We start from the raw sequence: 25,603 nt of genomic DNA on the forward strand, positions 1-25,603 counted from the left end.
ACCTTTCCGGTCAGGCGGCTGCGAACGCGACGAAGACCGCGAGGGAAAGATAGGTGACGTTCAACAGCATCACCGGGCTGACGCCCTCGTTGCGGTAGTGGGTGATCAGGGCGCCGATCATCAGCAGGACCCAGCAGATGGCGGTGATCGGCGTCAGGACCGGGGCGATGCCGGTGACGGCCGGCAGGATCAGGCCGAAAGCGGCCAGGATCTCCAGCACGCCAAGGGTTTTCACGAAGCCGGTGGATGCGTTCGCGGTCCACTGGCCACCGGGGGCCGCGGCCAGTTTCTGCTTCGGGACGAAGGTCTTGGTGATGCCGCCGACCAGGGCGACGACGGCCAGCAGGCCGGCGGTGATCCAGAATGCGATGCTCATGTTCCGCTCCCGGTTGTCTCTCGGATTCGGCATCCAGACACCGGGCGGCGGCCGTTTGTGACATCGAATCTGACCGGGGCGATTTGTCAGCAAGTGACCGGCTGTCACGGGCGGGATAGGCTCGGGCCCGCGGGACAGAACTGTGGGAGGCAGCCTTGGCCGAATATTCGCCGGTGCCTGAGCTCAACCAGCTCAAGGCGTTTCAGGACGAGGTGGGCTACGAGGCGTACGCCGACGGCTTCGGCCTGGACGACTTCGGTGACAGATCGGGGCTGGAAGCCGGCTGGTCCAAAGACCCCGAATTCCTGGCCCGGGTGACACCGTTCGCGCGGGTCACCGGGGGTGGTTCGTTCTACGCGCTGTGGCACGTCGACAGCCGGGCCGACCTGGCCACCCTCCCGGTCGTCGTCTTCGGGGACGAAGGCGGGCAGCACGTGGTCGCGCGGAACCTGCGGGAACTGTTCCGGTTGCTGGCCTACGACACGGAGATCACGGTGGACTGGGATGAGGCCTACTACTACCGCTCCGAGGACCAAGGGCACAGCGACTCCCACGACACGTTCGTGGGCTGGCTGGCCGAGCGATTCGACCTTGAACCGGTGGAGGATCCGGATGAGGTGATGGCGGTGGCTCAGGCGGAGTTCGGGGACAGCTTCACGGTCTGGTCCAACGCCTACCTCAACGCCTGAGCCGCGGCCGCCACCAACTCCGGCCGCGACCCCGGGCCCTCCCCGACCGGCGCCTCCCCGGAGACCGCGACCTGGCCGCCCGGCCGTGCCCTGGCACGCCGACACACACCTGACGACCAGCCGACCGTGGCTGGCTGGCTGTCGGGGGGGGTGCCTCCGGCGCGTTGAGACACACAGCGGGGGCAGGGCTCGTCAGTGGGCTGGGGTGAGCGGCTGGGTGGGGCGACGGGTGAGCAGGGCGGGGAGGTCGGCCATGTCGGTGAAGATGTGGGCGGCGCCGGCGTCCAGGAGTACCTGCGGGGCGTGGTGGGCCGGGCTGTCCGGCGGGCAGTAGCCGAAGACGACCGCGCCGGCCGCTACGCCTGCGCGGACGCCGGTGGCGGTGTCCTCGACGACCGCGGTGCAGGCCGGGTCGACGGCGAGGGCGGCCGCGGCGGCCAGGTAGACGTCGGGGGCCGGTTTGCTGCGGGGCATCTCCATGCCGCTGAAGATCCGGCCGGCGAACGTCTCGTCCAGGCCGACCTTGCGGAGCTGGAGTTCGATCTTCGGGCGGTCGGCGCCGCTCGCGCACGCCACGTTGCCGTCGAAGAGCCGGGCGATCTCCCGGGCCGCGGCCACCGCGCCGGGAATGGGTTGCAGGTCGCGGATCAGGGCCTCGTTGCGCCGGCCACGGAACTCGGCGATCCACTCGTCGGTCACGGTGAACCCGGTGTTGGCGGTGATCACCCCGACCTCGTCGGCGAGCGCGCGTCCCACGAACAGCCGGAAGCAGTCCGCTTCGCTGACCGCCCAGCCGAGTTCGTGCAGCATCGCCCGCAGGACGGCGTTGGTGATCCGTTCCGAGTCGACGAGCACCCCGTCGCAGTCGAAGAGCACGGCGTCAAAGGGGCGTTCGGCGGCGTCTGGCATGGTGCCGACCCTATCCGCCAAAACCCGTGCCCCGCCGTGGCCGCCCCCACACTCCGGGGCGGGACCAGCGAAAAGCCCGCATTCGCGCAAGGCCACGCAGCCCGGCGAAGGAAGACCGCCCACGCCACGCGCGGAGTGCGGCGCGAGACCGGTCGAGGAGGCCGAAGCCGGTGGGCGGCGCGACCCGGCCGAGCGGTTGAAACCCCAGGGCGGCGCGACCCGGCCGAGCGGTTGAGGCCGGAGGACGGCGCAACGCCGGCGCAGGAGGCCGTCACTCACGGAGGGCGGCCAGGGCGGCGGGCGGCGTCCGCAGGAGAAGCGCGGCCGGGAAGAGACTCGCGGCGAAGGCGACCAGGACACAGATCGCGGTGATCCCGGCGATCAGCGGCCACGGCGCGGTGATCTCGACGCTGGGGACCAGGTCGGTCAGGCGCGACCGCAACCCCAGGAGCATCACGGTGGTCACCGTCGCGGCGAGCAGCACGGCCACCGCGACAACCGTGCCGGTCTCGGTGGCGATCAGGGCCAGCACCTGTCGCGGGGTGGCTCCGCCCAGGCGCAGCACGGCGATGTCCCGGGCCCGGTCGGCGGTGGACATGACCAGCGTGTTCGCGATGGCGATGGCCGTGTACAGCAGGGTCATGCCGAGCAGCGCCAGCATCACGAGGTTGTTCATGCGGTTGGCCTCGGCGGCCAGGGCGGCGAAGTACGAGTCGGGGGTAGCGACCGATCCCGCGTCACCGACGGCCGCGGCCAACGCCCCCGGGTCCCCGGAGCCGGCCAGGTAGACGGCGTCCGCCCCGGACGAAAAGCCCGACGGAAGGCCCGACGAGAACGGCAGCAGCACGGTAGTGCCCAGGTCGAGACTGGGCGGCAGCACGGCGACCACCCGAGCCTCGAACGGCGTCGTATCCCCCTGCCACAGCTGAATCCGATCACCGACCCGCCACTTCCGGGACCGTGCCAGATCGTCGCCGACCACCACCGTGCCCGGTTCCCGCAGGTCACGGACCTCAGTAGGCAACTTCCAGACCTGCTCGACGCCCGCCCCCACATATTCCGCGGTGATCAGCTCGACGGTGTCGCCGTCCAGCATGAACGCCGACCCGGATCGCACCGGCACCGCCGCGGTCACCCCGGGCACCCGCCCGAGCGCCTCCACCGCCGACGCCGGCACCCCCACCGGATCGGTCGAGGTGACCATCGCGGACCCGGTCACCCGATCCCGGGACGCGATCTGGGCGGCGTGCTGCGCGGTCGAGTTGGACGACAGGATGGTGGCGGCCAGTCCGACGGTGATCAGCACCGGCGCGGCGGTCGACGCGGTCCGGCGCACGGCGGCCAGCGCGTTGCTCCGGGCGATCTCCACCGTCACTCCGGGCAGGAGCCGGGTCAGTATCCGGATCAGCAGCGGCGCCAGCAGCGGAGCGAAGAGCACCACGGCGATCAGCGACAGATACGCCCCGAAGAACGTCAGGGCCAGCGCGTCCTCCCCGGAGACCGCGCCCGTCCCGCCGATCGCGACCATCGCGGTCGCGGCGCCGGTGAAGAACAGCCCGAAGATCCACCGCGGGACGGTCATCACCCGTCGATCCACGGAGGCCTCGCGCAGCGCCTCGATCGGACGCACCTTCCCGGCCCGGCGGGCCGCCGCCCACGTGCCGATCACGGCGACCAGCGGGCCCGCACCGGCCGCGGACAGCACGGCCCACGGGTTGAAGCCGATCGTGAAGTCGTCCGGTGCGAGCCCGTGCCCGGCCATCCACCGCCCGCACGCCGGCGCGATCAGCACCCCCAGCGCGCACCCGGCCGCCGACGCGAGCAGGGCGGCCAGCAGCGCCTCGCCCATGATCAGCCGCCGCACCTGGCGTGGGGTCGCCCCGGCGGCCCGCAGCAGCGCCATCTCCCGCCGCCGCTGGCTGACCGCGAACGCGAACGTCCCGGCGACCACGAAGATCGCCACGAACACGGCGATCCCGCTGAACGTCCCGAGCAGCGCGATCGTGTCGGTGATGGCGTCGCGGCCGGGATCCGGCTCGGCCAGGCCCCGGCGGTCCCCGGTCAGGGCTTCGAGACCGATTTCCCGTACGCCGGCCGCCGCCGCGGCGTCCGGGAAGGCCACCGCGTCGACCCGTCCACCGGCGAGCGTGGCCGCCGCTTCGTCACTCACGTAGACGGCGGGCGGCCCGGTCACCACCCCGGTGACGCGCCACGACAGATCGCCCTGAGAAGTCCGTACGCCCAAAAGGTCGCCGACCTGACGCCCGGAAGCGACCGTGACCACCGCCTCGCCCTGCGCCGCAGGCGCACGACCGGTGACCAGGGTGGCCGGGTGCAGCGTCGCGCTCCCCCACGGGTGCACGTCGGCCGGGGCGCCCTCGACGATCGCCGGGACGCGCCGGTCCACGACCGCGCCCGGCAGCGCGGTCAGCCGGGTGACGGCCTCGGCCGGGATCGCCGGGCGCTGCCCGACCGTGTTCGTGGCGTCGTAGGAACCGTCGCCCGACCCGATCCGCACGGTGACCGTGTCCGAGGGCACGGCGACGACCGCGGCCCCCGAATACCAGATCGGCGGACGGTCCCGGGTGATGGTCGCGGCGATACCGAGCGCGGTCACGGTGAGCAGGGCGGCGCCGAGCGCGAGGGCCACGAACACGCCGGTGAACCCGGCCCGGCGCGCCCGCAGGGTCTGCACGGCCAGGCCGATCATGAGCGCACCACCGGCCCGGCCTCCAGGCTGGTCATCAGGTCGGCGACGGCGGCCGCGGACAGGCCCGGGCGATCGTCGGCGACCCGCCCGTCGACCAGGAAGACGACGCGGTCGGCCCGGGAGGCGGCGACCGGGTCGTGGGTGACCATCACGATGGTCTGACCGTGCCGGTCGACCATGTCGCGCATCAGGTCGAGAACGTCACGCCCGGTCGACGAGTCGAGGGCGCCGGTCGGCTCGTCGGCGAAGAGCACGGCCGGGCGGGTGATCAGTGCCCGGGCGATGGCGACGCGCTGCTGCTGGCCGCCGGAGAGCTGCGCCGGGCGGTGGCCGCCGCGCTCGGCCAGGCCGACCGCGGCGAGCATGTCGCGCACCTGGCGACGACCCGGGCGGCGACCGCCGAGGCGCAGCGGCAGGGCGACGTTCTGTTCCGCGGTCAGCGAGGGCAGCAGGTTGAAGGACTGGAAGACGAACCCGATCCGGTCGCGCCGCAGCAGGGTCAGCTCGGTCTCGGACAGGGTGGTCAGCTCGACGCCGTCCAGCGTGACCGTGCCGGCGTCCGGTTTGTCGAGCCCGGCGGCGCACTGCAGCAGTGTGCTCTTGCCGGAGCCGGACGGGCCCATCACGGCGGTGAACGTGCCCGCCGCGAAGCCGAGGGTGAGCGAGTCGAGGGCGGTGACCGCCCCGGCCCCGCGCCCGTGCCGGCGGTGGACGTCGTGCAGATCCAGCAGAGCTCCCATGTCTGAAGAGCCTGGCCGAATCGGCGCGACGTCTCACTACCGCTCACGTGAGTCTTCTTGGTAGTGCCAGCACTACCGCATTACGACAATTCCTTCACACGTTGTTGCCACTTCTTGACGTCGGCCCGCGCGTTGGCCCGGTCCACGTCCGCGGCCGAGGTGTCGGCCTTGACCTGCTGCAGGTTCTCCTTCGCCTCGGCCAGGTAGGCCTTGGCCCCGCGCAGCTCCAGGGCCTGGTGGAAGGCCCCCGGCTGCCCGGCCTTCAGGTCGGCCAGCCGCTGCCGGGCGGCCGCCAGCTCATACGACGCGACCGCCCGGTCGGCGCTGCTGGCCCCGGCGTCGGCGTTCAGGTCGGCGAGATCGTCGCGGTGCTGGTTGACGTCGTCCTGGGCGGCCGCCAGCTCGTCCGGCGAGGCCGTGTAGGCGGGTGCCGGCAGCGGTGCCGGTGTCGGGGCCACGAACGGCCGGCCCGACCGTTCGTTCTTCGCCGCGATCATCAGGGCGGTTCCCATGTTGGTCGACAGCAGCCCGACATCCGGCATGCCGCACGCCGTCTGCGCCTGCTTGAAGTGCCCGTCGACGGCTTTGAACAGGGTCACCACCTGCGGCAGATAGGCCGGGTTGACCCCGGTGTCGTCGACCGCCTGCAGCTGTTTGGTGTCGGCCACCAGCAGGTTGACGGCCTGTTCCAGGTCCTGGTGCAGGATCAGCAGGCCGGCCTGCTCCTGAAGCCGCTGCCCGATCGAGTCCAGCGCGCTGTCCGGGATCGCGACCGAGTCGGAGCCGGTCATGCCGGCCGCGCTCGCGCCGATCGACTGGATGGTGGCGCACACGTTGCTCCGCGTGTAGGCGGCCGCGCCGTAGACCGCGCCACCCCCGATGAGCAGGACCACGGCGGTGCCGGCAGCCGCCCAGACGACGCGGCCGACCCAGCGGGGCCGCTCGTCCGGGGTCCGGGGAGCCGGCAGCGGTTGACCGCCGGTCCGTTCCGCGAAGGCGAAGACGTTCCCGGGCTCGTTCTGATTCACGCCGCCCTTGGTCGGCAGCGTCCCCCTCAGACTTGAGAAACACCGACAATTTCGAGGGTACGGGCGTCCGGCCCTTCGTAGTAACGATCGAGCACCCGCCCGAACACGCCGGGGTCGTCCGCCGCCACGGCGAACAGCGTCATCGACGAGCGCAGCTTGAGTTCGTCCGGAAAACCGAAGATCTGTGACGCCGTGCGGCCCTCGACCCCGAGCAGCGTTTCCGCGCACTCCACGATCCGCGGCCCGAGCACCGGATGCGCCAGGTAGGCGCGCGCCTCGTCCAGGTCCCGGATCGCGTAGGCCTGCGCCGTCGGGCTCGACCCCAACCCGGCGACCTGCGGGAACACGAACCACATCCAGTGCGAGCGCTTGCTGCCCGCGGCCAGTTCGGCGCGGGCCCGGTCGTACACGCCGTCCTGAGCGCGGACGAACCGTTCCAGGTCGTTCATTCCGCGAGCCTAGCGATGTGCGCGCCCGGGTCGCCGGGGAACATCCGCCGGGCCGCGCCGAGCCCGCTCACCCCCTCGACGGTGACCTCGATGATGTCGGCGTCGGCCAGGACCATGGTCTCCCCGCCGGAGGGCATCCGCAGGATCACGTCACCGTGGTCGCGGACCTCGCCGCCGGACGCGGTCAGCCCGGACACGCCGTTGACCAGGTAGCGGTCCAGGTGCGGGTGCGGGGTGGCGAACAGGCGCTCGTCGCGCAGCGACAGGATCCAGGGCACGCTGCACGACGACTCGCCGACGCGGGCCACGATGCAGCGCCGGCCGGCCGCGTCGAGGAAGGGCGCGGCCGGGCCGAGACTGCCCCATTCGAAGACCCCCCAGGCCCGGGCGGTGAAGCCGCGTCCGTCATAGGACCCGATCGCGTACGCCGGGTCGGCGCCGGCCACGAACAGCACCCACTCGCCGTCCAGGTCGAACAGCCGCGGGCAGCGCCACCCGACGGTCTCCCGCGCGGTCAGCACGCCGTCGTACTCCCAGGTCAGCAGGTCGGCCGAGTGGTATTGCAGGACGGCCGACCCGCCGCCGGCCGGGGTCGCCGCGACGAGCATCCGCCAGCCGTCGCCGGCCGCCCAGACGAACGGATCGCGCGGGTCGCCGAAGCCGTCCGGGGGCGTTCCGAGGACCGGCCGGGCCGGTTCGGCGTGCCAGCCGTCAAAATCCGGCGCGGCGACGGCCCGCCAGACCCCTTCGCCCGTACGGGAATGGAACAGCACCGGCCCGCCGGGGCCGTCCACGACCGATCCGCAGCGCGGGTCGCCCGACGCGTCAGGCGTCGGGGCGACCGCGCGCTCCCGCCAGATGACCAGGTCGTCGGAGACCGCGCAGCCCCAGCGGGTGGCCCGCTCGTCGGTGGTCTCGTGCTCGTAGAACAGGTGATAGCGCCCGTCCACCCGGAGCACCCCGAACAGATCGCCGACCCGGCCGTCGCGCGGGGTGAAGTGCATCCGAGGCCGCAGGGCCACACCCGGTCCAACATCCATGCCTCAGCGTCACATTGCCGGGGCCCGGGCGCCAGACCGTACGGATGCCGTTCAGCTGTCGAATTCACCGTCCTTGGCGCCGCCGACGAACGCCGTCCACTCGGACGGGGTGAAGAACAGGATCGGGCCATCCGGGTTCTTCGAGTCGCGGACCGCCCGGCCGCCGTCGGGCAGGTCGGCCACCTCGACACAGTTGTCGGAGTAGCTCCGGGTGCTTCTGCGCCAGGCCGCCGTCCTCCGGTCGAAACTGGCGGCGTACGTCTTCTCTGCCATCTCGCACCTCCGGGCCACATTCTGAGTGGCCGATACGTGGGGAAACTGTCCGAGATCTGTCTTCCCGGGAGAAAGGCACGTTGCTGCACGTGCTGGCGAACGTGCGCTCAGAAAAGAGTCGTCGGCTCCGGCGGCACGGGCTGCGGCAGCGCGGGCAGGCCGGGGACCCTCGCGCGGACCTCGTCGTGGAAGCGGCGGGCCAGCTCAGGCGCGTCGGCGTTGTCCGGAGTGTGCACGAACACCGTCGGTGAACGGCCCTCCCGCAGCCACCCGGCGACCGTCTCGACCCACGGCCGCCAGCCCGCGACCGTCCGGTCGGTGGCGTCGCGGCCCAGGTAGCGCACGATCGGGCGGTCGGTCAGCGCGGTGTCACGTCGTGGCATGCGCGGCTTCTTCATCCACGCGTCGCGCTCGGCGTCACTGGTCGGCGGGCTGTCGAAGAACACGGTGGTGTCGAACGGGATCCACTCCGCGTGGTGCCGCGACAGCAGTTCCTCCAGCCGCCCCGGATCGGTGAAGAAGTCGGGATGGCGCACTTCCACCGCGTACGAGAAATCGGTGGGAAGGACCCGCAGGAAGCGTGCGAGAACCGCGAGATCGCCGGGTCCGAAGGACCCGGGAAGCTGGATCCACAGCGCCGAGGCGCGCGGACCGAGCGGCTCGATCGCGTCGAGGAAGACGCGCAACTCCTCGTCGGCGCCGGTCAGGCGCAGATCGTGCGTGATGCGTTTCGGAACCTTCGGGATCAGCCGGAAATCCGAGCCGGTCTGCTCGGCCCAGGTGGTCACGGTGGCCCGCGACGGAATGGCGTAGAAGGTGGTGTTGCCCTCGACCGCGTTGCACCATTCCGCGTACGCCCGCAGTTTGTCCCCGGGGGCGAAACGAGCCTGCCACGCCTTCAGGGACCACATCGCACAGCCCACGTGCAGGGGCCCGACACCGGATCGCACGAAAGCACGGTAGCCGGGTACGGTCTCCCTTTCCGACGGGGGAGGGATGATCGATGCCTTATTCACCGGGCGAGGTCGCCGGGAAGCTCGGGGTGAGCATCGACACCCTGCGCTACTACGAGCGGATCGGGCTGCTGCACGGCATCGAACGCACCACCGGCGGCCAGCGCGTGTTCTCCGACGACGACCTGGGTCGCATCGGTCTGCTGCGCTGCCTGCGCGACTCGGGCATGCCGATCGCCCGGCTGCGGCGCTTCGCCGAACTGCTGCACGACGGTGACGACGCCGCTGAGCAGCGCGTTCAGCTGCTCGCCGAGCACGACCGGGAGATCGACGAGAAGGTCGCCCGGCTCCGGCGGGAACAGGAGCGCGTGCGCGAGAAGATCGCCTGGTACCGTGCCCAGACCGTTCGCCCGGCCGGCTCCTAGGAGGCCCCGTGATCCGGCACGCAGTCCGTGTCGCGTCCGTCGTCGTGCTGCTCGCCGGCCTCGCCGGCGGCGCCTACCTGGGCGAACAACGGCCGCCCCAGACCTCCGGGAAGATCGATACGGTCGCCGCCGAGGCCGCCGACATGCAGCTGATGAAGGTCCGGGAGAATCAGCACGCGGCGGCTCGCGCCCGCTGGACGTCGGCCGAGAACACGGCCGCCCAGAAAGCCGCGACCGACGTCAAAGCCGCCTCCGGATACGCCAAGGATCTGGACAAGAGCGTGGCCGCCGCGAAGAAAGCGGCCGAGCAGAAGAAGAACAGCGGCCCGGTCGCCTTCGCCGGCACGATCCCCACCTCGTGCAACGAATTCAGCGGCAGCCGCGCGGTCGGTTGCGCGCTCACCCTCTCCGCCGGTTTCGGCCTCGACCAGTTCGCCTGCCTGAACAAGCTGTGGAACAAGGAGAGCGGCTGGAACTACCGGGCCGAGAACCGCAGCTCCGGTGCCTACGGCATTCCGCAGTCGCTGCCCGGCTCGAAGATGGCGTCGTTCGGCTCGGACTGGAAGACCAATCCGGCCACCCAGATCAAATGGGGCCTGGACTACATCAAGAAGCGCTACGACACCCCGTGCGGCGCCTGGAACCATTCGGTCCAGTACAACAACTACTGAAAACCATTTCGCCGTACGGCGTGAGCAACGCGCTCACCGCCGTACGGCGAAATGGTGTTGATCTGGCTCTTGCTGGTTGTCAGGCTCGGCTGCGCAGGACGACCAGGGCGTGGCGGATGACCTCGACGTTACTGCCGGCGCGGGTGGTCTTGCGGCGGCGGGCCAGTAGCGGGTCGGCCGTGTGGGCGACCAGTTCCCAGGTCTTGCCGTATTCGCGGGCCGGCAGGGTGAACGAGACGTCCTCGTCGAGGGGGTTGAACAGCAGCAGGAACGAGTCGTCGGTGATCTCCTCGCCGAGGGCGTCGCGTTCCGGGATGCCGTGGCCGTTGAGGAAGACCGTCATGGTCATGCCGCTGCGGGTGTTCCAGTCGTCCTCGTTCATGATCTCGCCGTCGCGGCGCAGCCAGGCGATGTCGGGCAGCTTGTTGTCGTCGGCGGCGTCGCCGGTGAAGAAGCGGCGGCGGCGGAAGATCGGGTGTTCGGCCCGGAGCTTGGTGAGGGCGCGGACGAAGTGCGTGAGCACGTCCTCCTCGCGGGCGTTCTCCCAGTCGACCCAGCTCAGCTCGTTGTCCTGGCAGTAGACGTTGTTGTTGCCCTGCTGGGTGCGGCCGAGCTCGTCGCCGTGCAGGATCATCGGGACGCCCTGGCTGAGCAGCATGGTGGCCAGGAAGTTCCGTTTCTGGCGTTCGCGCAGGACGATGATGTCGGTGTCCTCGGTCTCGCCCTCGGCGCCGCAGTTCCACGAGCGGTTGTGGCTCTCGCCGTCGCGGTTGCCCTCGCCGTTGGCGTCGTTGTGCTTCTCGTTGTACGACACCAGGTCGTGCATGGTGAATCCGTCGTGCGCGGTGACGAAGTTGATCGAGGCGATGGGGCGGCGGCCGTCGATCTCGTACAGGTCGGAGCTGCCGGTGAAGCGGGAGGCGAACTCGCCGAGGCTGGCCGGTTCGCCGCGCCAGAAGTCGCGGACCGAGTCACGGTACTTCCCGTTCCACTCGGTCCAGTTGGGCGGGAAGCCGCCGACCTGGTAGCCGCCGTCGCCGACGTCCCACGGCTCGGCGATCAGCTTGACCTGCGAGACCACCGGGTCCTGGTTGACCAGGTCGAAGAACGCGGCCAGCCGGTCCACCTCGTGGAACTCGCGGGCCAGGGACGCGGCCAGGTCGAAGCGGAAACCGTCGACATGCATCTCGGTCACCCAGTACCGCAGCGAGTCCATGAGCAGGCGCAACGACTCGTGGTGGCGGACGTTGAGGCTGTTACCGGTGCCCGTGGTGTCGTAATAATACTGTTTGTCGGTGTCGACCAGCCGGTAGTACGCCGGGTTGTCGATGCCGCGGAAACTCAGCGTGGGTCCGAGGTGGTTGCCCTCGGCCGTGTGGTTGTAGACCACGTCCAGGATGACCTCGATGCCGGCCTGGTGCAGGGCCTTGACCATCGACTTGAACTCCTGCACCTGGCCGCCACCGCCACCGAACGACGCGTAGCCGTTGTGCGGGGCGAAGAAGCCGATGGTGTTGTAACCCCAGTAGTTGCGCAGGCCCCGCTCGCTCAGGCCGCTGTCGTGCACGAACTGGTGCACCGGCATCAGCTCGACGGCGGTGATCCCGAGCTTCTTGAAATACTCGATCATCACCGGATGGGCGAGACCCGAATACTTACCCCGTACGTCGTCGGGGATCTTGGGGTGGCTGTTCGTCATGCCCTTGACGTGCGCCTCGTAGATCACCGTCTGATGGAACGGGACCTTGAGCGGGCGGTCGTTACCCCAGTCGAAGAACGGGTTGATCACCACCGACCGCGGGGCGAACGGCGCCGAGTCGGCATCGTTGTAGGACATCGGGTCGCCGAAGTTGTACGAGAACAGCGCCTGGTCCCACCGATAATCACCATCAATGGCTTTCGCGTACGGATCGAGCAGCAACTTGCTCGGATTGCAGCGCAGCCCCTGGGACGGGTCATACGGGCCGTGCACGCGGAAACCGTACCGCTGACCGGGCATGACCCGGGGCAGGTAGCCGTGCCAGACGAGCGCCTCCCGCTCGGGGAGGTCGACGCGGGTCTCGTTGCCCTCGTCGTCGAAAAGACACAACTCGACCCGCTCGGCGACCTCGCTGAAGATGGCGAAGTTCGTGCCGCCCCCGTCATAGGTCGCACCCAGCGGGTACGGATTGCCCGGCCAGATTTTCATGCCGCCCACCTTGCCCACATCCTGCCCATCCGAAAACCCCGTATCGCTGTGACCAGGATCCCCGGCTGCCCGGTTAGTTGTAGAGGTACAACTAAACCGTGCCACGCCGCTACCTCGTCCTGGCGATCTGCTGCATGAGTCTGCTGATCATCAGCCTGGACGTCACCATCATGAACATCGCCCTGCCGGCCATCCGGCAGGATCTCGGCTCCTCGGTCGCCGGCCTGCAGTGGACCGTCGACGCGTACACCCTCGTGCTGGCCAGCCTGCTGGTGCTCTCCGGCTCGATCGCCGACCGGGTCGGCCGCCGGCGGGTCTTCCAGACCGGGTTGGTCATCTTCACCGCCGCTTCCCTGCTGTGCAGCATCGCGCCCAGCCTCGGCTGGCTCATCGCGTTCCGGCTGCTCCAGGCGATCGGCGCGTCGATGCTCAACCCGGTCGCCATGTCGATCATCACCAACACGTTCACCGAGCCGCGCGAACGCGCCCGGGCCATCGGCGTGTGGGGCGCGGTGAACGGATTCGGTCTGGCCCTCGGCCCGGTCGCGGGCGGGCTGCTGGTGCACAGCCTCGGCTGGCGGTCGATCTTCTGGGTCAACGTGCCGGTCGGCCTCGCCGCGCTGATCCTCACCGCGATCTTCGTCCCCGAGTCGCGGGCACCCAAGGCCCGCCGGCTCGACCCGGCCGGCCAGGTCCTGGTCTTCCTGCTGCTGGCCGGGGTCACCTTCGGCATCATCGAGGGACCCGAGATCGGCTGGTCCTCGCCGGCCATCATCGGCTGCTTCGCGCTGTCCCTGCTGGCGCTCGGCGGGCTCCTGTGGTGGGAGCCGCGCCGTGCCGAACCCCTGATCGATCTCGGACTGTTCCGCAGCCCACCGTTCTCCGGCGCGGTGCTGATCGCGATCTGCGCGTTCTCCGCCCTCGGCGGCTTCCTGTTCCTCAACACCCTCTACCTGCAGGAGACGCGCGGGCTGTCGGCGCTCGACGCCGGCCTCTACACACTGCCCCTGGCCGCCGCGAACGTGCTGCTCTCCCCCCTGTCCGGCCGTCTCGTGGCCACCCGCGGCACCCGCCTGCCGCTGCAGATCGCCGGAGCCGGGATGGCGCTCGGCATGCTGCCGCTCGCCCTGGCCGGGCCCGACACCCCGGTCTGGCAGCTGCTGGCGGCCTACCTGGTGTTCGGCATCGGCTTCGGGATGGTGAACACACCGATCACCAACACCGCGGTCTCCGGCATGCCCCGCGAACGCGCGGGCACCGCGGCGGCCATCGCCTCGACCAGCCGACAGGTGGGCAGCGCGCTCGGAGTCGCCGTGATCGGGGCCGTGCTGGCCTCCGGCAGCATGCACGCGGGATGGTGGATCCTGGCCGCCCTCGGGGTCGCCGTCCTGATCCTGGGGCGGATGAGCACCGGAGCCTGGGCGCGCAGCCGGACCCGCACGGCCGAGGCCATCCCGGCATGACCGCCTCCGCCGCCGAACAGGCCTGGCGGGCCATGCGGGCGCTCGTCACCGAACAACACGACGCGAAAACCCGGGCCGCCGAGGCGCTCGGCATGGGCTTTCTCCGCGTCAAAACCCTGATCATGCTGGCCCACGGGCCGAGAACCCTCCGCGAGATGGCCGCCGAACTGGTCTGCGACCCGCCCTACGCCACCGTGATCGCCGGCGACCTGGAAGCCCGCGGCCTGGTCCGGCGCGAACCCAACCCGGCCGACGGCCGCTCCCGGCTGGTCACCCTCACCGCCGCCGGGCACGAGGCGGCCCGCCGGGCCGACCAGATCCTCGGCACTCCCCCGCCGGAACTGCTCGCCCTGCCCGAGGAGGACCTGGCCACGCTCGCCCGGATCCTCACCTCCCGGGTCAGGACGGCCAGAGATACATGGTGACGGCTCCGGGCTGGATGCCCGGAGGAAGCACGACCGGCAGAGTGTGTCTGCTCGTGCCCTGCCGGTACTCGTCGGTCTCGCCCTTCGGCAGCTCGTCCTTGAGATGGATGAAGTTGGCCCGGTAGACGAACCATCCGCCGATCAGACGGCCCTCGGGTGATCGGTACACCAGGCCGAAGTTGGGCTCCTCCAGCTTGATCAACGGGCAGTCCACCTCGAACGATACGTAATCCCACTCGTCCTTCGGGGTGGGGCGGGGCTTCAGCCCAACGATCTTGGCGGGCAGGAGGATCGACGGTGCGGCCGGCAGTGCGATCACGTACATCACGATCCCGGCCACCCGGTCCGCGTCGGCCGCGTCGACCTGGTCGACGTCACCGAACTCGACGGCCTGCCCCGGCGGCAGATACCCCCAACCGGCGTTGAGAACCGCCGCCCAGTCATTGGATTCCTGGGAATGCCATCCGCGCCCCGCGTCGTCCACGAACCGGAAACGGACATGGATCTTCATCGGCTGACTCGTGGTGTTCCGGAAGACTCCGGCCGCCCCGACGATGCGCCGCGTGGCCGGGAGACCGGGCACCTGAAAGGTCGAAAATCCCCGGTCCTCGACGGTGATGCCGTCGGCGATGTCATCGCGCAACAGGGACGGGTCCGGGCTTGCCGACGGCGCGGGTGGCTCGACGTTGCCGGGCGGTCCGCTGCACCCCGCCGCGCCGGCCGCCGCGCCGAGCGCCACCAGCATCAGCCGCCGTCGTGACAGGCGCATCATCGCTCCCTGCCCTGGTATTTCAGGTACAGCTCGTGCCGAAGCGCCGTGTGCACCCGCTGATAACCCGCTTGGAGGTCGTCCATCGCCCGGTCCACGAGGTGCAGGAAACCCTGCTCGTTGTGGCGTTCCAGCGCGTCCGGCTTGATGTCGACGTGGAATTCGATGAGCCCGGTCGTCATCAGCTGGATCTCCCGGTCCGGCGAACTGCCCTGCGCGGTCAGTGTCATGCCTCGGTCGAGGTACTCCCGATGCCGGGACGAGAACGGCGGCCGTATCGCGCTCGACCGTTCGAAGCCGTGCGCGAGCATGACCTGCCGGCGCGTCTTCTGGTAAGCCGCGGCCATCAAGGTCGCCGCGCGCCCCAGCTGATGTGCCAGCACCTCGGGGTCACGGTGGCGATAGTAGCCCTCGTAGCTGTCGTGCAGGAACCGCAGAGTGCGATACCGCAGCGACTCGGCCCGCCCCTCGATCCGCCCGTCCGGAGAGGTCACGGTCACCGCAATCTCGTTGAGGTCGTTCGAAATGGTGTTCATCCGTCCCCTCCTCTGTGGTTCAGCGATACGGAGAATGAGCTGGATCGGGGTTGTCCGAACCGGTCAGCGGCCGCATCACATCGGTGGTGCCTGCGCCCAGCGGCTTCGACCGGAAGACCTCCAGTGTCGGCACTCGCTGCTTGTAACCCTCTCCGGACTTCCCGAGGACGACGCGCCCGTCGACGACTCCGTCGTAGAACTTGTCGACGATGTCGTGCAGCTCCTTGTCCGATGCGCTGAACTGCAGGCGAAGCTTCTCGGTCGCGTCGAGGATGCTCTGCCACAACTCGGCGATACTGTCGCCCTGGATGTCGTGGTCCCTGGGCGCGTCCGGTTCGTATTTGTCCTTGGCCACGCTGACGCCGCCCCCGGCAAGCGCAGCGGCAAGGGTGGTGACGGCCATGCCGGTCCCCGTCGCCAGCCCGGCGCCCGCGGACAGGACGCTGAGCACTCCGATGATGATGTTGAAGGTGACGTTCTTCTTGTCGCTCGACCCGCACAGCGAATCCGGGCTGTAGGCGGCGATCGCCTCCTCGGCCCGGTTGACGAGATTGACCACGTCGTTCTGCGCCTGCTTGAGCTGCTCCTGGTATCCCCTCAGCACCAACCAGAGCAGCGCGAGGGTGTTGGCCTGGAGAAACACCATGCCGCCCCACCGGTCGAGGTAACCACTGCGGACCGCATCGATGGTCGCTCCCCGCCAGCCGGCCTGGTTGGTCCGGAAACCATTCATAAAGGTCGGCACCAGCGCGTTCGGGCTGAATCGTTCGGCGTCCTCGATGGTGGTCACCCCCGTGTTGGTGAGCCGGTTGTGCGCGCCGGCCAAAGCCTCGATCGCCCCGTCGAGCGAGGACGGCGGAGGCAGCTCCAGGTAGGGGCCCCAGATCTCCTGAGCCGTCTTCCTGGCGTAGTTCTGGACCGTGACGTCGCTCAGATAGGGAATGCCGGTGGCCTGTATGAACTCCTCTTGGGCATCGGCATCGGTCTCCCCGGTCATGACCTTGTAGACCAGCGTGTTGATCAGGTTGGTGATCGCGAGTTCGAGACTCTGCGGGAATTCCGACGGCATGGACCCTCCTCTCGCGCCGCTCGGTCACTGATGCGGGTAGGAGCCGCCGTCGTACCCGGCCGTCCACTCGTCGTTGATGCTGGTGCTGTCGTGCTGCAGATCCCACCGGGTCGCTCTGAGCGCGGCGGCCGCCTCGGTGTCCTGCGCGACGAACCGGTCGAGCGCGGTGTTCAGGCCCCGCGACAGGTCCCACAGGTTGTCGCTGGTCTCGCCGGCCGCGCTCCAGACGACGTCGCGCAGCCGTGTCCAGGCGTCCTTGAGGGCGGGCGAGCCGAAGTGAGCCGGACGATCGAGCTTGTCGTCGGAGCCGGAACTGGTCTCGCACTCGTTGCGGATGTTCGCGTACTCGTCGGCCAGCCGCGGAAGGTCGACGCGGGCGGCTTGGCGTAGCCGTTCGAGCGGGCCGCCGAACACGGCGCCGTGCATCTCGTCACTCATCGTCGCACCTGGATTCTGTGGTTTTCCCCGTGTACCGGGGAGTACGCCCGGGCCGCGGGCGCGGTTCGACGCCACGTTCTCGGAAACTGTCCGGCTGGGGACACAGTGGATCCGCGTTCCGACTCGGCCCGGGCGGGCCGACACCTCACTGACACCGGCGGTTTGGCAGGGTGGGCGCATGGATGTGTTCGAGGAAGTGGCAGCCGACTACGACAACGTCGGGGCGGAGTTCTTCACGCCGATGGGCGCGGCCCTGGCCCGGGCGGCCGGGGTCAAACCGGGCGAGGCCGTGCTCGATGTCGGCTGCGGGCGTGGGGCCGTGCTGTTCCCGGCCGCCGAGGCGACCGGACCGGCCGGGCATGTGACCGGGATCGATCAGGCGCCAAGCATGGTCGCGCTGACCCGGGCCGCCGCCGCGCACCTCCCGCACGTCACGGTCGAGGCCGGCGACGCGCAGGCCCCGGATTTTCCGCCGGGCACGTTCGACGTGATCACCGCCGGGCTGGTCGTCTTCTTCCTGCCCGACGCGCGGGCCGCGCTCGCGGCCTACCGGCGGTTGCTCCGGCCCGGCGGACGCCTCGCCTTCAGCACGTTCGCCGCGCACGATCCGCGGCACAGCGCGGCCATGGCGACGCTCGCCGCCCACGCCGTCAATCCACCGCCCCGCCCGGCGGAGACCGGCACCTTCCAAAATCCGGATTGGTTACGCGATGCGGTGGTTTCGGCAGGCTTTTCCCGTACGGAGATAGCCCCGTTCACCGTCCGCACCACGTTCCGCGACGTGCCCCATTTCGTGGAGTGGGTCGGCTCGCACGGCGGCCGTGTCGTCCTGCGCCGCATCCCGGCCGAGCGCCGGGCGGCTGCCGAGGCCGCGCTCGCGCCGTTGTTCCCGGAGCCGCCCGTCCTGACCACGACCATCCACCTGATCGTCGCCTCTTGACCGGCCGGCCGCCCTTAAGATCGGCCGCCCGCCTTTATGATCGGCCCGCCCAGCCGTGGGGCGAGCCACGGCCGGCAGTCGCTGCCCGATCCCGCGGGCCCGCAGCCGGTGACCCTCAGCGTGCGGTCGCGGTCCGAGGCTGCGCGGCGCGCGCCTGCGATCAGCCGTTCGGCCTCGCGACGACCGTGTGGCCCCCTGTGATCGGATAGGCGGTGCTGTGAACAGACGCGCAGGTTCGGATCAGCCGCGCGGCGTTCCCGGGGACCACACGCCGAACCACTGCTCGGCATCCCACATCACGTAGTACTGCACCTCGGTGAAGCCGAGCTTCACGGCCAGGCGCCTCGACCGGGCGTTGGCGGACTGGGTGGAGAGCACCACCGACTCCCCGGGGTACGCGCGGGCGAACCAGTCGAGGGCCGCCGAGCACGCCTCGGCGGCGTATCCGTAGCCCCAAGCCTCGGGCAGGAACAGGTAGCCGAGATCGACCTCCCCCGACTCCGGCCGGACCCGATCCGGAGGTCCGTCGTTGCGCCGTTCGAGCGTGACCATGCCGATCACCTCGCCGTCGAGTTCGACCACGAAGACCCCGGGTCGCCGCCAGGACGTCTCGGGTTTGCGTTCGAGCTCCTCACGCGGCTGAGCTCCACCGATGTAGGTGCCCACCTCCGGCGACGAGAACAGGTCGACGAACGCCACATGGTCCCTGGCCTCCGACTCGCGGAGCAGGAGCCGCTCGGTCATGATCGGCCTCGGCGGCCACACGGGTTCCAGTTCTGCCATGCGCGCAGGCTAACCGCCGGCCGCCACGGACGATCACCGCCGGTCCCGCACCGGGCCCGACGCGCATTCACGGCCGAGACAGCACTGCCCGGCCCGCTGGTTCCTGAGGTCGCCAACGGATGAAGCGGGCTGGCGGGAGACTCGGGCTCACGGCAGAGGGAAGCGTTCTACGCTGACGATCATGATCGAGAGACCTACGCTGGGCTGGCGACGTGAGGTGGCGACCCAGGAAGCGGCCGTTGCCGCCGGAGAACTGGATCCGACCGAGGCGTACGCCGCCGAGCTGTGGCCGGCGGACTTCACGGCGGCCGTCGATGCCGTCCTGGAAGCCTACGAGCGGGACGTCGCGGCCCTGGACCCGGCGGCGGACGCGGCGATCTGGGCAGCTGTCGAACGAGTCGTGCTGGGATTGAACGCCGCCGACGAGAGCCACGGCGCCATCGAGACCGGGGAGCGCGAGCAACTGGCCGAGTACATCGACGTCGTCCTGACCGGTGCCGGTGTGGACGTCACCGCCCTGACCGCCCGGCGCGGCGTCGACCGGGCGGAGCTGACCGATTCCTGGCGCGACTGGTGATCCTCAGCCGCGCTGCTGACTCATGCGGTGCCGCCGAGCAGACGCCGAGCGATCTCCAGAGCATCAGCCCCGGCACCACCGGCGCCCGGAGCCGCAGCGCCCGAGGGCAAGGCCGCAGCGGAGTCCGCCTGGAAAGCCGCGGTGTAATCCGACACGAGGGCCACGGTGGCGTCCGGCCGGAAGGACTCCGCGGGGCCACGCGCACGGGCAGGACGAGTGCGGACGGGACTGTGGCCCGGCGAGGGCGGCCGCCGGGCCACAGCACCCATTTACCCGAGGAAAGCTAGGCGAAGCGGGCCGCGATCCAGTCCGCGACCAGGCCGGCCGACTGGATCACCGCGGTGTCGTGGGTGGCGCCCTCGATGGGCACGAACTGGACCGGCTGGCTGTAGGCCTGCAGCTGCGGCAGCAGCAGGTCGGCCGTGATGCTGTAGGGCACCGCGTCGTCGTTGGTGCCCTGCACGATGAGGATGGGCGCGCTGGGTGCGGTCTGTGCCGGGTTGTCGTACTGGGCCAGTTTGGTCAGCACGTAGTTCGGCACCACCCCGTTGACCACCAACTGCGCCGGGGTGAAGTTCTGGTAGGCGGCCAGGATCTCGTTCAGGCAGCCGGTGGACAGCACTCCGATCTTGGTCTTGGCCGGTGTGGCCAGGATGGTCAGCGGCTGCACGCTCGGGTCGACCGCGTTGAGGCCGTAGAGCGCCATCACCAGGTATCCCTGCGCCGGCGTCCCGGGGATGTACGGCGCGATCGAGTCCGCGTTGGAGAGCGGGGCGATGCTGGACGTGCCCTTGAGTACCAGGTTCCCGTCGTAGGACGGCGCCATCTGGCTGGCGAACAGCGCCCCCTGGCCGCCCTGCGAGTGCCCGTCGATGACGTACGAGGTGCTCAGCGCCGAGTCCAGGTTCCGGGCGGCCTTGACGCTGTCGATGATCGCGCGTCCTTCGCTGGCGCCGATCAAGTACGGGTGCGGCCCGGCCGTCCCGAGCCCGGGGTAGTCGGTCGCGGCGACGGTCCATCCGCGGCTGAGCAGGGCGGCCACGGCGATCCGGGCTTCTTCCCAGAACACGCCCTGGTTGATCGAGGGCGCGCACTGGTAGGCGAGCCCGGTCGAGCCGTGCGCCCAGGCGACCACCTTGTTCTTCTTCCCGGTTTTCGGGGTGAGTACGAGCCCGGTGGCGGTGATGGTGCTACCGGTGATCGAGGTGGAGAGGTACTGGACGCGCTTTCCGGTCGCAAGTGCGGACAGTTCGGCCGGAAGGGTGGCGGCCGTACTGGTCAGCACGTAGCCCGGCGCCAGCGCCGCGGTCGCCGGTTGGGCGACCGCGACGGTCACCCCGCACGCGCTCAGCAACGCGGCGAGGAGCAGGCGGACGATCTTGTTCATGGACACCCCGTTCTCATGGGAAGGCTCCGATGTGGATGATCGGATGAACGCACAGCGTAATGCGGATCACATCCCTATGGAGCGCATTCCCGGCCAGAGAATCATGACCCTTCAGGTATCCGCGCACGTCACTAGGTTGATGGACGAGCGCCATTGGAAAGATCGATTTAATCGGCGCTTCAATTGCGATTACACACCGCTCGGGTACGTCTCCGGCTCGTGCGCGTTGACGCGCAGCGTGTGCAGCGGCCGTAACCCGTGGGATTCGTCGAACCAGAGGAACGCGTCGTAGCGATCTCCGAGCACGGTCGGTGCATAATTCGCCCAGCGTTCCCGCTCGGCGCGGTAGACCACTCCGATGGCCCGGTGCGGCAGCACGGTGGTGAGCAGTTCCGGTCGTTCGCCGGCCGGGAAGACGAAGAGCGCGTCCCGGGGCGCGGTCAGGTGCAGGATCTCCTCCAGGGATCCGGAACGGGCCGGCGGGACGGCCATCACCTCCATCGGGTCGCCCCACTGCGGCCCGGCGACCACGCTGCCGCGGTAGGAGGCCATGCCGACCAGCAGCACCTCGTCCCAGCCGTACCGGTCGCGGGCCAGCTGCCCGAGCGTCAGTTCGCCGCGATCGGCCTGGTCGGTGGCGCGGGCGTCGCCGATGTGCGTGTTGTGCGCCCAGACCACCGCCTTCGAGCCGGGGCCGTAGCGGGTGAGCAGCCGATCGAGTGTCTCGTCCATGTGCCGGTCCCGGCCGTTCCAGGCCTCCGGCCCGCCCCGCACCATCATCCGGTAGTAGTTCTCCGCACCGGCCACGACGGTCGCGTTCTGGAACACCCCGAAGTCGCGTCCGCGCAGCTCGGCCAGCATCGCCACGATCTTGTCCTCGCAGGTCGCGTTCACGAACTGGGTGGCCCAGCCGTACGCATCGGGGTCCTCGTCGAACGGTTCGAAGCATCGGTAGGCGTCCAGCGCGACGGGCACCAGATCGGGGTCGTGCTCGCGCAGCCAGGTGAGGATCTCGCGCATCGACTGCCACAGCGAGTACACGTCGAGACCGTGGAAACCGACGCGGTCGTCCGGCGGGCGTGACCGATTCAGACCGTGCAGCCAGCGGGTGAAGTCGACCAGTTCCTCGTTGGCCCACATCCAGGTCGGCCAGCGGTCGTAGCGGACCAGCGCCGAGCGCGGATCGTCCGGCGCGCCCGGCCCGCCGCGCACCGCCGCGTCGACCCGCTGGCAGTCCGGCCAGTCACCCTCGACGGCGACGAAGCTGAAGCCGCGCTCCTCGATCAGCCGCCGGGTCAGCGCCGACCGCCAGGCGTAGAACTCGTGTGTGCCGTGGGTGGCCTCGCCGATCATCACCACGCGTGCGGACTCCGCGCGGTCCAGCAGGATCTCCAGATCCCCAGGATCCCGCAGCTCCCGGGCGATCGACGCCACCTCGTCCCCGTACCGGATCATCCCGGTCGGTTACCCACAGCAACCAAACCCACACATCAAAACCCCATTTGCGCGTACGGCCGTGGAGGGCCTTGCCGCGGCCGCGCGCGCTGCCATGATGGGTGGATGGGACGTCCCACGCTGTTCGAGGCGGCCGGCGGATCGGCGGCGATGCTCGCGCTCGCGGCCGATTTCCACGCCCGCTGCCTGGCCGATCCGGTGCTCGAACACCCGTTCTCGCACGTCGGCAACCCGGATCACGTGCGCAACCTGGCCGGTTACTGGGGTGAGGTGCTCGGCGGCCCGCGGGTCTACTCCGAGCGGCACGGCGGTCACCCGGCCATGCTGCGCATCCACGCCAACCAGTGCGACGAGGACCCGTTCTCGGCCCGTTTCCGGGAGGTCTTCGACGAGGCGGTGGCGAGCACGCTGCCGGACGATCCGGAGTTGCGTTCGGCCCTGCACGACTACATGGCGGCGGCCACCGCCGAGGTGTCGGCGATCTTCCCGACCGCGGCGACCGTGGACGACGGGCTCGGTATGCCGCACTGGTCGTGGTCCGGCCGGATCAATTGATCAAAAGAAACGCCCGGTGATCCCTTTCCGATCGTGACGGAAATTGATCACCGGGCGCTTACCGATTACGCGCAGGCGTGGATCATGCCGAGGCAATCGTGGTGCTCACGCCGTACGGGAAAATCGGGTTTTGTCATTTGCCGATCTTGGACTGGTCGACGAACTCGGCGGCGGTCGGGGCCTTGAGGTCGGCGAACGTCTTGCCGAATTCGCTGAACGCCATGCCCTGGCTGTCCGGGCCCTCGGCCTTGACCGGGTAGGGCTCGCCGTCGGTGGCCACGTAGATCACGGTGTCCGGGTCGCTGCTGTCCTTGAGGCCGATCGCGGGCACGCCCTCGATCGTCTTGGCCTCGCCCTTGCTCAGCGTGCCGCCCGGCGTCAGCAGCTCGTCGATGTCGGCGGCGGCGAAGAACGTGCTGAAGCTGTCGTCCTTGGCCGCCAGGCGGATCCACTTGGTGCCGACCAGCTGCTTCATCGCCTTCGCGGTGGCACCGGTCGAGTCGACCGTGTTCCAGAACGCGGCGTCCGGGCGCATGTACTTGTGGCCGCCGATCGCGAGCAGCTCGATCGTCGCGCCGCCGAAGGTCATCGACCCGACGAAGTCCGAGCCGGCGTTCTTCAGGTCCAGCTCGATCTTGTCCGCGTCCTGCTTGATCGTGCCCTTGACGTGGAAGGACTTGGCGCCCTTGAGGGCGGTCTTGGCCTTCTCCAGGATCGCGGCGGCCTCGAGGTCGGCGATCCCGTTGCCGGCCGGGGCCGACGACGCGGCGGCGGCCGGCGCGGCGGCGGTGGCGTCACTGCCGGTGTTGCTGCCGCAGCCGGCGAGCAGCGCGGCGGAAATGGTGAGCGCGGCCAGGCCGGCGCGCGTAACAGACTTCATTGTTTCGTCCCCGTCTGAAGGCGGACGCGATCGACGTCGGCGATCACCCCCGCAGGTGTGCGGGCGTGACAATAACGGCGACGGCCCGCCCGGGCAGCCTCCAGTGATCTTGATCTCTGCACGCGTGAAGCCGGCGTGACACCGCCGTGAAGCCGGGACCGCGCACGCTCGGCCCGAAGCCACGACGGCGACGGAGGAGCGAGACATGAGCGGAACAGCGGTCGCGGTGCGCGGGCTGCGGAAATCGTTCGCGGAACGGGTAGTGCTGGACGGCATCGACTTCGAGATCCCCGAGGGTACGACGTTCGCCCTGCTCGGCCCGAACGGAGCGGGCAAGACGACGGCCGTGCGGATCCTGTCGACCCTGATCGGGTTCGACGGCGGCGAGATCCGGATCGGTGGCCAGGACCTGCGGCGCGAGCCGGCCCGGGTGCGCGACCTGATCGGGGTCACCGGGCAGTTCTCGGCGGTCGACGAACTGTTGACCGGCGCCGAGAACCTGGCCCTGATGGCCGACCTGCACCACCTGGACCGGGCGACCGGGCGGGCCCGCGCCGGTGAGCTGCTGGAACGGTTCGACCTTGTGGAGGCGGCCGGGAAGACCGCGGCCACCTACTCGGGCGGCATGCGGCGCCGGCTCGACCTGGCGATGACCCTGATCGGGCGGCCCCGGCTGATCTTCCTGGACGAGCCGACCACCGGGCTCGACCCGCGCGGGCGCCGGATGCTCTGGCAGATCGTCCGTGACCTGGTGAGCAGCGGGGTCACGATCTTCCTGACCACGCAGTACCTCGAAGAGGCGGACCAGCTGGCCGACCGGGTCGGCGTGCTCGACGGCGGGCGGCTGGTGGCGTCCGGCACGCCGGCCGAGCTGAAACGTGGGGTGGCCGGAGGACACGTACGGCTGCAATTTTTTGATCGTGAAGGTTTGACCGCCGCGGCGCGGCTCTTTCCCGGGTCGACGCGCGACGACGAGGCCGTCGCCCTGCGGGTGCCGCGCAAGGGCGGGGTGGAGGCGCTGCGCGAGCTGGACGCGGCCGGGATCGCGGTCTCCGAACTCTCCGTGCACGCCCCCGACCTGGACGACGTTTTCCTGGCCCTGACCAGTGGGGAGATGGCCCGATGAGCGACGCGACGACCATGCTGCGGCGCAACCTCACCCACACGTCCCGCAACCCCGGCGCGATCATCATGACCATCGGGCTGCCGGTGATCCTGCTGCTGCTCTTCGTCGGCGTCTTCGGCGGCTCGCTGAACGTCGGCCTGTCCGACAACGACTACATCGACTACGTGGTGGCCGGGGTGCTGCTGATGACCGTCGGTTACGGGTCGACGACGACGGCGCTCGCGGTGAACCGGGACATGACCGCCGGGATCATCAACCGGTTCCGCACCATGAACATCTCCCGGGCGTCGGTGCTGACCGGGCACGTGATCGGCTCGACGATCCGGACATTGGTCAGCGCGGTCCTGGTCGTCGGGGTGGCGCTCGCGCTCGGCTTCCGGCCGAGTGGTGATCCGGTGCGCTGGCTGGCCGCTCTCGGGTTGCTGGCGCTGTTCACGGTGGCGATGACGTGGCTCGCGGTCGGGGCCGGGCTGGCCGCCCGCACGGCCGAGGGGGTGGCGCCGTTCACCCTGGTCATTCAGTTGCTGCCGTTCCTGAGCAGCGCGTTCGTGCGGCCGGAGTCGATGTCCGGGGCGGTGCGCTGGTTCTCCCGGCACGAACCGTTCACACCGATCATCGACACGGTGCGGGGGTTGCTGCTGGGGCTCGGGGTCGGCGACAGCTGGCGGCCGGCGGTGATCTGGTGCGTGCTCCTGGCCGCGGCCGGTTACGCCTGGTCCCGCCTGCTGTTCCGTCGCGACCCGGCCTGA

The 25,603-nt window shown here is 70.0% G+C and carries 28 protein-coding genes; 10 read left to right on the forward strand and 18 right to left on the reverse strand.

The annotated features are described in order from the left end of the window. Nucleotides 1-10: 10 nt before the first annotated feature. On the reverse strand, nucleotides 11-376 hold the full coding sequence (locus ACSHV8_RS26155; protein WP_436519596.1) for a DoxX family protein: 366 nt from the start codon (nucleotides 374-376) through the stop codon (nucleotides 11-13). A 173-nt stretch (nucleotides 377-549) separates the two neighbouring features. Between ACSHV8_RS26155 and ACSHV8_RS26160 the strand changes: the two genes are divergently transcribed. Continuing rightward, on the forward strand, nucleotides 550-1,065 hold the full coding sequence (locus ACSHV8_RS26160; RefSeq protein ID WP_436519598.1) for a hypothetical protein: 516 nt from the start codon (nucleotides 550-552) through the stop codon (nucleotides 1,063-1,065). A 192-nt stretch (nucleotides 1,066-1,257) separates the two neighbouring features. On the opposite strand, the gene ACSHV8_RS26165 is transcribed toward ACSHV8_RS26160, so the two are convergent. The 8 genes from ACSHV8_RS26165 to ACSHV8_RS26200 form a co-directional block, all read right to left on the reverse strand. Next, the gene (locus ACSHV8_RS26165; protein ID WP_436519600.1) at nucleotides 1,258-1,974 is read right to left on the reverse strand and encodes an HAD family hydrolase; all 717 of its coding nucleotides are present in this window, start codon (nucleotides 1,972-1,974) and stop codon (nucleotides 1,258-1,260) included. Between the two features lie 271 nt (nucleotides 1,975-2,245). Then, complete coding sequence (locus ACSHV8_RS26170) at nucleotides 2,246-4,684, reverse strand: FtsX-like permease family protein (protein WP_436519602.1); 2,439 nt, start codon at nucleotides 4,682-4,684, stop codon at nucleotides 2,246-2,248. Continuing rightward, complete coding sequence (locus tag ACSHV8_RS26175; protein WP_436519604.1) at nucleotides 4,681-5,424, reverse strand: ABC transporter ATP-binding protein; 744 nt, start codon at nucleotides 5,422-5,424, stop codon at nucleotides 4,681-4,683. The genes ACSHV8_RS26170 and ACSHV8_RS26175 overlap by 4 nt, the downstream gene beginning before the upstream one ends. Before the next feature lie 80 nt (nucleotides 5,425-5,504). Further along, nucleotides 5,505-6,452, reverse strand: coding sequence for a hypothetical protein (locus ACSHV8_RS26180; RefSeq protein ID WP_436519606.1), 948 nt, complete (start codon nucleotides 6,450-6,452; stop codon nucleotides 5,505-5,507). Nucleotides 6,453-6,478: 26 nt separating this feature from the next. After that, complete coding sequence (locus ACSHV8_RS26185) at nucleotides 6,479-6,901, reverse strand: DUF1810 domain-containing protein (protein WP_436519608.1); 423 nt, start codon at nucleotides 6,899-6,901, stop codon at nucleotides 6,479-6,481. Continuing rightward, complete coding sequence (locus ACSHV8_RS26190; RefSeq protein ID WP_436519610.1) at nucleotides 6,898-7,941, reverse strand: hypothetical protein; 1,044 nt, start codon at nucleotides 7,939-7,941, stop codon at nucleotides 6,898-6,900. Before ACSHV8_RS26190 ends, ACSHV8_RS26185 begins: the two co-directional genes overlap by 4 nt. Before the next feature lie 51 nt (nucleotides 7,942-7,992). Beyond that, on the reverse strand, nucleotides 7,993-8,214 hold the full coding sequence (locus ACSHV8_RS26195) for a DUF397 domain-containing protein (protein WP_436519612.1): 222 nt from the start codon (nucleotides 8,212-8,214) through the stop codon (nucleotides 7,993-7,995). 107 nt (nucleotides 8,215-8,321) lie between these two features. Then, nucleotides 8,322-9,125 carry a DUF72 domain-containing protein gene (locus ACSHV8_RS26200; RefSeq protein ID WP_436536909.1) on the reverse strand — a complete coding sequence of 268 codons (804 nt, stop codon included), beginning with the start codon at nucleotides 9,123-9,125 and terminating at the stop codon, nucleotides 8,322-8,324. Between the two features lie 92 nt (nucleotides 9,126-9,217). Between ACSHV8_RS26200 and ACSHV8_RS26205 the strand changes: the two genes are divergently transcribed. Then, nucleotides 9,218-9,592 (forward strand): MerR family transcriptional regulator, encoded by a 375-nt coding sequence (locus tag ACSHV8_RS26205; protein ID WP_436519614.1) that lies wholly within the window; start codon nucleotides 9,218-9,220, stop codon nucleotides 9,590-9,592. Nucleotides 9,593-9,600: 8 nt separating this feature from the next. Continuing rightward, on the forward strand, nucleotides 9,601-10,263 hold the full coding sequence (locus tag ACSHV8_RS26210; RefSeq protein WP_436519616.1) for a lytic transglycosylase domain-containing protein: 663 nt from the start codon (nucleotides 9,601-9,603) through the stop codon (nucleotides 10,261-10,263). Nucleotides 10,264-10,342: 79 nt separating this feature from the next. On the opposite strand, the gene glgX is transcribed toward ACSHV8_RS26210, so the two are convergent. After that, the gene (glgX, locus tag ACSHV8_RS26215; RefSeq protein ID WP_436519618.1) at nucleotides 10,343-12,451 is read right to left on the reverse strand and encodes a glycogen debranching protein GlgX; all 2,109 of its coding nucleotides are present in this window, start codon (nucleotides 12,449-12,451) and stop codon (nucleotides 10,343-10,345) included. Nucleotides 12,452-12,549: 98 nt separating this feature from the next. Here glgX and ACSHV8_RS26220 point away from each other — a divergent pair, with 98 nt between their 5' ends. After that, the gene (locus ACSHV8_RS26220; RefSeq protein ID WP_436519620.1) at nucleotides 12,550-13,914 is read left to right on the forward strand and encodes an MFS transporter; all 1,365 of its coding nucleotides are present in this window, start codon (nucleotides 12,550-12,552) and stop codon (nucleotides 13,912-13,914) included. Further along, nucleotides 13,911-14,339: a MarR family winged helix-turn-helix transcriptional regulator gene (locus ACSHV8_RS26225; RefSeq protein ID WP_436519622.1), complete on the forward strand. Its 429-nt coding sequence runs from the start codon at nucleotides 13,911-13,913 to the stop codon at nucleotides 14,337-14,339. Before ACSHV8_RS26220 ends, ACSHV8_RS26225 begins: the two co-directional genes overlap by 4 nt. On the opposite strand, the gene ACSHV8_RS26230 is transcribed toward ACSHV8_RS26225, so the two are convergent. From ACSHV8_RS26230 to ACSHV8_RS26245, 4 genes are read right to left on the reverse strand one after another with little or no spacing between them, the layout of a single operon-like run. After that, nucleotides 14,314-15,108 carry a hypothetical protein gene (locus ACSHV8_RS26230; RefSeq protein WP_436519624.1) on the reverse strand — a complete coding sequence of 265 codons (795 nt, stop codon included), beginning with the start codon at nucleotides 15,106-15,108 and terminating at the stop codon, nucleotides 14,314-14,316. The genes ACSHV8_RS26225 and ACSHV8_RS26230 overlap by 26 nt on opposite strands. Continuing rightward, on the reverse strand, nucleotides 15,108-15,644 hold the full coding sequence (locus tag ACSHV8_RS26235) for a hypothetical protein (RefSeq protein ID WP_436519626.1): 537 nt from the start codon (nucleotides 15,642-15,644) through the stop codon (nucleotides 15,108-15,110). Before ACSHV8_RS26235 ends, ACSHV8_RS26230 begins: the two co-directional genes overlap by 1 nt. A 19-nt stretch (nucleotides 15,645-15,663) precedes the next feature. Further along, on the reverse strand, nucleotides 15,664-16,713 hold the full coding sequence (locus ACSHV8_RS26240) for a hypothetical protein (RefSeq protein ID WP_436519628.1): 1,050 nt from the start codon (nucleotides 16,711-16,713) through the stop codon (nucleotides 15,664-15,666). A gap of 24 nt (nucleotides 16,714-16,737) precedes the next feature. Continuing rightward, nucleotides 16,738-17,151, reverse strand: a complete 414-nt coding sequence (locus ACSHV8_RS26245) for a hypothetical protein (protein WP_436519630.1) — start codon at nucleotides 17,149-17,151, stop codon at nucleotides 16,738-16,740. 178 nt (nucleotides 17,152-17,329) lie between these two features. Here ACSHV8_RS26245 and ACSHV8_RS26250 point away from each other — a divergent pair, with 178 nt between their 5' ends. Beyond that, nucleotides 17,330-18,091 carry a class I SAM-dependent methyltransferase gene (locus tag ACSHV8_RS26250; protein ID WP_436519632.1) on the forward strand — a complete coding sequence of 254 codons (762 nt, stop codon included), beginning with the start codon at nucleotides 17,330-17,332 and terminating at the stop codon, nucleotides 18,089-18,091. A 240-nt stretch (nucleotides 18,092-18,331) separates the two neighbouring features. On the opposite strand, the gene ACSHV8_RS26255 is transcribed toward ACSHV8_RS26250, so the two are convergent. Continuing rightward, nucleotides 18,332-18,874 carry a GNAT family N-acetyltransferase gene (locus ACSHV8_RS26255; RefSeq protein ID WP_436519634.1) on the reverse strand — a complete coding sequence of 181 codons (543 nt, stop codon included), beginning with the start codon at nucleotides 18,872-18,874 and terminating at the stop codon, nucleotides 18,332-18,334. Between the two features lie 181 nt (nucleotides 18,875-19,055). On the opposite strand from ACSHV8_RS26255, the gene ACSHV8_RS26260 reads away from it, so the two are divergent. Next, nucleotides 19,056-19,451, forward strand: coding sequence for a hypothetical protein (locus ACSHV8_RS26260; protein ID WP_436519636.1), 396 nt, complete (start codon nucleotides 19,056-19,058; stop codon nucleotides 19,449-19,451). Between the two features lie 283 nt (nucleotides 19,452-19,734). Here the strand turns inward: ACSHV8_RS26260 and ACSHV8_RS26265 are convergent, their stop codons facing one another. Beyond that, a complete protein-coding gene (locus tag ACSHV8_RS26265; RefSeq protein WP_436519638.1) occupies nucleotides 19,735-20,838 on the reverse strand; it encodes an alpha/beta fold hydrolase in 1,104 nt (367 codons plus the stop codon). 189 nt (nucleotides 20,839-21,027) lie between these two features. Next, nucleotides 21,028-22,293, reverse strand: a complete 1,266-nt coding sequence (locus tag ACSHV8_RS26270) for an erythromycin esterase family protein (protein ID WP_436519640.1) — start codon at nucleotides 22,291-22,293, stop codon at nucleotides 21,028-21,030. A 105-nt stretch (nucleotides 22,294-22,398) separates the two neighbouring features. Here ACSHV8_RS26270 and ACSHV8_RS26275 point away from each other — a divergent pair, with 105 nt between their 5' ends. Then, on the forward strand, nucleotides 22,399-22,848 hold the full coding sequence (locus tag ACSHV8_RS26275; protein ID WP_436519642.1) for a group II truncated hemoglobin: 450 nt from the start codon (nucleotides 22,399-22,401) through the stop codon (nucleotides 22,846-22,848). Nucleotides 22,849-22,981: 133 nt separating this feature from the next. Here ACSHV8_RS26275 and ACSHV8_RS26280 read toward each other — a convergent pair whose 3' ends face one another. Beyond that, nucleotides 22,982-23,728 (reverse strand): hypothetical protein, encoded by a 747-nt coding sequence (locus ACSHV8_RS26280; RefSeq protein WP_436519644.1) that lies wholly within the window; start codon nucleotides 23,726-23,728, stop codon nucleotides 22,982-22,984. Nucleotides 23,729-23,933: 205 nt separating this feature from the next. Between ACSHV8_RS26280 and ACSHV8_RS26285 the strand changes: the two genes are divergently transcribed. Both ACSHV8_RS26285 and ACSHV8_RS26290 read left to right on the forward strand, forming a co-directional pair. Next, nucleotides 23,934-24,854 carry an ATP-binding cassette domain-containing protein gene (locus ACSHV8_RS26285; RefSeq protein WP_436519646.1) on the forward strand — a complete coding sequence of 307 codons (921 nt, stop codon included), beginning with the start codon at nucleotides 23,934-23,936 and terminating at the stop codon, nucleotides 24,852-24,854. Then, on the forward strand, nucleotides 24,851-25,603 hold the full coding sequence (locus ACSHV8_RS26290) for an ABC transporter permease (RefSeq protein WP_436519647.1): 753 nt from the start codon (nucleotides 24,851-24,853) through the stop codon (nucleotides 25,601-25,603). Before ACSHV8_RS26285 ends, ACSHV8_RS26290 begins: the two co-directional genes overlap by 4 nt.

Source organism: Actinoplanes sp. HUAS TT8 (assembly GCF_051380535.1).
Taxonomy (GTDB): domain Bacteria; phylum Actinomycetota; class Actinomycetes; order Mycobacteriales; family Micromonosporaceae; genus Actinoplanes.

Coding starts and splice junctions, on each gene's coding strand:
- ACSHV8_RS26260 (WP_436519636.1), top strand. CDS start 19,056: ATGATCGAGAGACCTACGCTGGGCTGGCGACGTGAGGTGGCGACCCAG.
- ACSHV8_RS26270 (WP_436519640.1), bottom strand. CDS start 22,293: ATGATCCGGTACGGGGACGAGGTGGCGTCGATCGCCCGGGAGCTGCGG.
- ACSHV8_RS26235 (WP_436519626.1), bottom strand. CDS start 15,644: ATGAACACCATTTCGAACGACCTCAACGAGATTGCGGTGACCGTGACC.
- ACSHV8_RS26265 (WP_436519638.1), bottom strand. CDS start 20,838: ATGAACAAGATCGTCCGCCTGCTCCTCGCCGCGTTGCTGAGCGCGTGC.
- ACSHV8_RS26190 (WP_436519610.1), bottom strand. CDS start 7,941: ATGGATGTTGGACCGGGTGTGGCCCTGCGGCCTCGGATGCACTTCACC.
- ACSHV8_RS26175 (WP_436519604.1), bottom strand. CDS start 5,424: ATGGGAGCTCTGCTGGATCTGCACGACGTCCACCGCCGGCACGGGCGC.
- ACSHV8_RS26285 (WP_436519646.1), top strand. CDS start 23,934: ATGAGCGGAACAGCGGTCGCGGTGCGCGGGCTGCGGAAATCGTTCGCG.
- ACSHV8_RS26290 (WP_436519647.1), top strand. CDS start 24,851: ATGAGCGACGCGACGACCATGCTGCGGCGCAACCTCACCCACACGTCC.
- ACSHV8_RS26205 (WP_436519614.1), top strand. CDS start 9,218: ATGCCTTATTCACCGGGCGAGGTCGCCGGGAAGCTCGGGGTGAGCATC.
- ACSHV8_RS26225 (WP_436519622.1), top strand. CDS start 13,911: ATGACCGCCTCCGCCGCCGAACAGGCCTGGCGGGCCATGCGGGCGCTC.
- ACSHV8_RS26195 (WP_436519612.1), bottom strand. CDS start 8,214: ATGGCAGAGAAGACGTACGCCGCCAGTTTCGACCGGAGGACGGCGGCC.
- ACSHV8_RS26165 (WP_436519600.1), bottom strand. CDS start 1,974: ATGCCAGACGCCGCCGAACGCCCCTTTGACGCCGTGCTCTTCGACTGC.
- ACSHV8_RS26170 (WP_436519602.1), bottom strand. CDS start 4,684: ATGATCGGCCTGGCCGTGCAGACCCTGCGGGCGCGCCGGGCCGGGTTC.
- ACSHV8_RS26275 (WP_436519642.1), top strand. CDS start 22,399: ATGGGACGTCCCACGCTGTTCGAGGCGGCCGGCGGATCGGCGGCGATG.
- ACSHV8_RS26240 (WP_436519628.1), bottom strand. CDS start 16,713: ATGCCGTCGGAATTCCCGCAGAGTCTCGAACTCGCGATCACCAACCTG.
- ACSHV8_RS26185 (WP_436519608.1), bottom strand. CDS start 6,901: ATGAACGACCTGGAACGGTTCGTCCGCGCTCAGGACGGCGTGTACGAC.
- ACSHV8_RS26280 (WP_436519644.1), bottom strand. CDS start 23,728: ATGAAGTCTGTTACGCGCGCCGGCCTGGCCGCGCTCACCATTTCCGCC.
- ACSHV8_RS26200 (WP_436536909.1), bottom strand. CDS start 9,125: ATGTGGTCCCTGAAGGCGTGGCAGGCTCGTTTCGCCCCCGGGGACAAA.
- ACSHV8_RS26230 (WP_436519624.1), bottom strand. CDS start 15,108: ATGCGCCTGTCACGACGGCGGCTGATGCTGGTGGCGCTCGGCGCGGCG.
- glgX (WP_436519618.1), bottom strand. CDS start 12,451: ATGAAAATCTGGCCGGGCAATCCGTACCCGCTGGGTGCGACCTATGAC.
- ACSHV8_RS26255 (WP_436519634.1), bottom strand. CDS start 18,874: ATGGCAGAACTGGAACCCGTGTGGCCGCCGAGGCCGATCATGACCGAG.
- ACSHV8_RS26245 (WP_436519630.1), bottom strand. CDS start 17,151: ATGAGTGACGAGATGCACGGCGCCGTGTTCGGCGGCCCGCTCGAACGG.
- ACSHV8_RS26250 (WP_436519632.1), top strand. CDS start 17,330: ATGGATGTGTTCGAGGAAGTGGCAGCCGACTACGACAACGTCGGGGCG.
- ACSHV8_RS26155 (WP_436519596.1), bottom strand. CDS start 376: ATGAGCATCGCATTCTGGATCACCGCCGGCCTGCTGGCCGTCGTCGCC.